Below are 3,699 nucleotides of genomic sequence, written 5' to 3' on the forward strand. Positions count from 1 at the left end.
CGCAGGAGTCGGAGCCGCAGGCCGCGGAGCCGCAGGCCCCGGCAGCGGCGGCAGCGGAGGAGGAGCCCCGGCGCGGCCGGCTGCGCCGCCTCTTCGGCCGGGGCTGAGGCTCAGTGGGGCGCGGCTAACCCACCCCGGGCAGCGGCTCCTGGTCGACGTCGTACCGGGCGACCCGCTCCGCCGGGTCCCGGCACTCCGGGCCCAGCCGCAGCATCCGCGACTCCGGGTCGTGCAGCGGCCGGTGGCAGCGGCGGCAGGTCACCCGCGGGCGGAGGGTCTGCGCGGTGTCCGTCCCGGGGAGCGTCTCGGGCTCGGCCGGTCCGGAAGGGCCGGGACGGCCGGGAGGGGTGGTCGGGCTGGTCATGGTGAGACGGTAGCCGTCCGCGCCGTCAGGGCCCCCGGCCGGTGCGTGAAACGATGGCCCCATGGCCACCGACCGCAGCAGCGCAGGAGACCCGGCCCGCACCCTGGCCCTGCTCTGGGGGCTCACCGCCGAGGAGAAGCCCGGCCGGCGCGGGCCCCGGCAGGCGCGCTCGACCGGCGAGATCGCCGCCGTCGCGATCGCCCTCGCCGACGCCGAGGGCGTGGACGCCGTCACCATGCGCCGGGTCGCGCAGGAGCTGGGCCTCTCCCCGATGGCGCTCTACACCTACGTGCCGGGCAAGGCCGAGCTGCTCGACCTGATGCTGGACACCGTCTACGCCACGATGCCCCGCAGCACCCCGGCCGGGGAGGGCTGGCGCGCCCGGGTCACCGCCGTCGCGGACGACAACCGGGAGCTGCACCGCGCCCACCCGTGGGTCGCCGCCGTCTCCACCAGCCGCCCGCCGCTCGGGCCCGGCCTGATGGCCAAGTACGAGTACGAGCTGCGCGCCTTCGAGGGCACCGGGCTGCCCGACGTCGACCTGGACGCCGCGCTGACCCACCTGCTCGGCTTCGTCCAGACCTGCGCCCGGATGGCCGCCGACGAGCGCGCCGCCCGGCAGGACAGCGCGATGACCGACGAGCAGTGGTGGGCCGCCAACGCCGACCTGCTCGCCCGGGTCTTCGACGCCGAGCGCTACCCGGTCGCCGCCCGGGTCGGGGCCGCGGCCGGCGAGGCGCACGGCGGCGCGTACAGCCCGGACCACGCCTACGCCTTCGGCCTGGCCCGGGTCCTGGACGGGCTCGCCGCCCTCGTCGCGGAGCGGTAGCCGAGGCCGGCAGCCCGCCCGATCACCGCGGGGAGGCGGCCTCACCGCAGGGCGGCGGCCCGTCCGTCGTACCCCTGGCGCGCCGCCTCGACCGCCGGCACCCGCCGCTCCGACCAGTGCGCCAGCGCCGCGACCAGCTCCGCCGCCTCGCGCCCCAGCGGGGTGAGGCTGTAGTCGACCCGCGGCGGGATCACCGGGTGCGCCTCGCGCAGCACGAAGCCGTCCCGCTCCAGCGTCTGGAGGGTCTGGGCGAGCATCTTCTCGCTGACCCCGGTGACCTTGCGGCGCAGCTCGCTGAACCGGTAGCCGCGCTCGTTCAGCGCGCCCAGGACCAGCACGCCCCAGCGGCTGGTGACGTGCTCCAGCACGCCCCGGGACGGACACATCCGGTCGAAGACGTCGGCGGGTGGCAGCCCGCCGGTCTTCATCTCGCTTACCTTCATGTCAGTACCCTACTTTGAAGTGCGTACTTTCGAAAGGTTAGTGCCACCCCTAGGGTGAGTTCCGAGGCCAGAACCGCAAACGGAATCCCGAGGAGCTTCACCATGTACGTCGTCACCGGTGCCACCGGCCAGCTCGGCCGTCTCGTCGTCGAGGGCCTGCTGGCCCAGGTCCCCGCGAGCGAGGTGGCCGTCGCCGTCCGCTCCGCCGAGAAGGCCGCCGACCTGGCCGCGCGCGGCGTCGCCGTCCGCGTGGTCGACTACGACAAGCCGGAGACCCTGGCCGGCGCCTTCGCCGAGGGCGACCGGGTGCTGCTGATCTCGGGCAGCGAGGTCGGCCGCCGGATCCCGCAGCACCGGGCCGTGGTGGAGGCCGCCAAGGCCGCCGGGGTCGCGCTGCTCGCCTACACCAGCATCCCCGGCGCGGCCACCTTCCGGCTGGCCGACGAGCACAAGGCGACCGAGGAGCTGATCCTGGCCTCCGGGCTGCCGCACGCGTTCCTGCGCAACGGCTGGTACACCGAGAACTACCTGGGCGACGCGGCCGGCACGGTGGCGCGCGGCGTGGTGCTCGGCAGCGCCGGGGACGGGCGGGTCGCCACCGCCCCGCGCCGGGACTACGCGGACGCGGCGGTCGCCGTCCTGGTCGGCGAGGGCCACGAGGGCCGGGTGTACGAGCTGAGCGGCGACGCCGCGTGGAGCCTGCCCGAGCTGGCCGCCGAGCTGGCGAAGGCCTCCGGCAAGCCGGTCGGGCACCGGGACGTCACCCCGGCCGAGCACCTGGACGCGCTGGTCGGCGCGGGCCTGCCGCAGGGCTTCGCCGAGGCCCTGGTGGACGTGGACGCGGGCATCGCGCGCGGCGAGCTGGCCGGCACCCCGGGCGACCTGGCCCGGCTGATCGGCCGCCCGACCGTCCCGCTGGCCGAGTCCGTCCGTACGGCCCTCGACGCCTGAGGCGACGGCTCCCGACCCCCGGGGCACCCGCCCTGAGCTCCCGGAACTCCGGACGGGTCCGGCATGCAGGCAATGTCATGACCAAAATCCGGAAACGGAGATGACAGTCGCCCCTCCCGCCCGCTACCGTCGCCATCGACACACGCGCGCGGGAGGGCACTCGGCCATGGCGGGAACAGACCAGCAGGACAACGGCCGGGGCCTCTGGTACGGCGTCGCCGCGTACGGCATCTGGGGCCTCTTCCCCCTGTTCTGGCCGCTGCTGGAGCCGGGAGCCGCGGACGACATCCTGGCCAACCGGATGGTCTGGTCCCTGGTCGCGGTCGTCCTGCTGCTGGTCGCCCAGCGGCACTGGGGCTGGATACGCCCGCTGCTGCGCCAGCCCCGCCGGCTCGCCATGCTGGCCAGCGCGGCCACCGTGATCTCGGTCAACTGGGGCGTCTACATCTGGGCCGTCAACGCCGGCCACGTGGTCGAGACCAGCCTCGGCTACTTCATCAACCCCCTGGTCACCATCGGCTTCGGCGTCCTGGTGCTCAAGGAGCGGCTGCGCGGCGCCCAGTGGACGGCGGTGGGCATCGGCGCCGCCGCCGTCGCGGTGCTGTCCGTCGCGTACGGGCAGTTGCCCTGGATCGCCCTCACCCTGGCGCTCTCCTTCGCCACCTACGGCCTGCTGAAGAAGCAGGTCGGGCTGAGCGGCCTGGAGAGCCTGGCGGCCGAGAGCGCCTTCATGTTCCCGTTCGCCCTCGGCTACCTGGTCTACCTGGAGGTCAGCGGGCGCGGCACCTTCGGGCACACGGTGGCCGGCTCGTACGGCTGGGGGCACTCCGGGCTGCTGATGCTCAGCGGGGTGATCACCGCGATCCCGCTGCTGTTCTTCGGCGCGGCCGCCGTCCGGGTGCCGCTGACGGTGCTCGGGCTGCTGCAGTACCTGGCGCCGGTGTTCCAGTTCCTGATCGGCGTCGCGGTGTTCCACGAGTCCATGCCGCCCGCCCGCTGGGCCGGCTTCGGCCTGGTCTGGGTCGCGCTCGCGCTGCTCACCTGGGACGCGCTGCGCCAGGTGCGGGCCGACCGCGCGGTGCGGGCCGCCGCGGCGGTGCCGCAGCCCGCCC

Annotated in this window: 5 protein-coding genes; 3 read left to right on the top strand and 2 right to left on the bottom strand. The window is 75.1% G+C overall.

What is annotated here, in order from left to right; translation table 11 throughout:
- Nucleotides 1–124: 124 nt before the first annotated feature.
- Nucleotides 125–364 (bottom strand): DUF6011 domain-containing protein, encoded by a 240-nt coding sequence (locus tag AE652_RS49355; protein ID WP_049659733.1) that lies wholly within the window; start codon nucleotides 362–364, stop codon nucleotides 125–127.
- A 61-nt stretch (nucleotides 365–425) separates the two neighbouring features.
- On the opposite strand from AE652_RS49355, the gene AE652_RS37470 reads away from it, so the two are divergent.
- Complete coding sequence (locus tag AE652_RS37470) at nucleotides 426–1,193, top strand: TetR/AcrR family transcriptional regulator (protein ID WP_049659734.1); 768 nt, start codon at nucleotides 426–428, stop codon at nucleotides 1,191–1,193.
- Nucleotides 1,194–1,234: 41 nt separating this feature from the next.
- Here AE652_RS37470 and AE652_RS37475 read toward each other — a convergent pair whose 3' ends face one another.
- Nucleotides 1,235–1,636: a helix-turn-helix domain-containing protein gene (locus AE652_RS37475; protein ID WP_049659736.1), complete on the bottom strand. Its 402-nt coding sequence runs from the start codon at nucleotides 1,634–1,636 to the stop codon at nucleotides 1,235–1,237.
- Between the two features lie 102 nt (nucleotides 1,637–1,738).
- On the opposite strand from AE652_RS37475, the gene AE652_RS37480 reads away from it, so the two are divergent.
- Nucleotides 1,739–2,587, top strand: a complete 849-nt coding sequence (locus AE652_RS37480; protein WP_049659738.1) for an SDR family oxidoreductase — start codon at nucleotides 1,739–1,741, stop codon at nucleotides 2,585–2,587.
- 166 nt (nucleotides 2,588–2,753) lie between these two features.
- Nucleotides 2,754–3,699, top strand: a 946-nt coding sequence (gene rarD, locus AE652_RS37485; RefSeq protein ID WP_049659740.1) for an EamA family transporter RarD, incomplete at its 3' end; no start/stop codon positions are given.

The sequence above is a fragment of the Kitasatospora sp. MY 5-36 genome (assembly GCF_001182915.1).
In the GTDB taxonomy this organism is placed as follows: Bacteria; Actinomycetota; Actinomycetes; order Streptomycetales; family Streptomycetaceae; genus Kitasatospora.